This window comes from Faecalitalea cylindroides ATCC 27803 (assembly GCF_000469305.1).
GTDB lineage: Bacteria > Bacillota_I > Bacilli_A > Erysipelotrichales > Erysipelotrichaceae > Faecalitalea > Faecalitalea cylindroides.
The window spans coordinates 1-506 of sequence record NZ_KI271058.1 but is presented as its reverse complement, the minus strand read 5'-3'; the positions used below and the strand labels follow the sequence as shown (position 1 = coordinate 506).

The window sequence follows — 506 nt, the reverse complement described above, 5'->3', positions numbered from 1 at the left end:
TATGCTGCCGGGCTATACCCACAATATCATCAATTTGAGCGATACGCAGGATCTGGTGACCGTGATGTGGGCCAATGAAAGCTTTGATCCTCAGCATCCGGATACATTCTTCGAGAAGGTGTAGATATGCGGCTGATCATACTGGGAGCCGGCGGCTATGGACATGTAATCGAGGATATAGCCATACAGTCAGAAAAGTATGAAGATATCTTATTCCTGGATGATAACAGCCAGGACAAGTGTTCGACATTTCTACAGTATAAAAAAGAAGATACAGAATTCTATCCGGCCTTTGGAAACAATGCAATCCGTATGGAATGGCTGCGCAGGCTGGAAGAGAACCAGTGTCGTATCGCTTCCTTTGTACATCCCGCTGCCTATGTAAGCCCCAAGGCAACGATAGGGACCGGCTGTGTGATACTGCCTATGTCGGTTATCAACACAAATGTCTTGATCGAAAAGGGATGCATCATCAACTGCGGAGCTGTCATCGATCATGACTGCAT

General features: G+C 46.6%; 2 protein-coding genes. Both read left to right on the top strand.

Going from position 1 to position 506, the window contains the following annotated elements:
* The first annotated feature begins 1 nt into the window (after window position 1).
* Window positions 2–124, top strand: coding sequence for a polysaccharide biosynthesis C-terminal domain-containing protein (locus HMPREF0367_RS10885; protein ID WP_455906145.1), 123 nt, complete (start codon window positions 2–4; stop codon window positions 122–124).
* Between the two features lie 2 nt (window positions 125–126).
* On the top strand, window positions 127–506 hold a 380-nt coding region (locus HMPREF0367_RS09490; RefSeq protein WP_035403688.1), incomplete at its 3' end, for a PglD-related sugar-binding protein.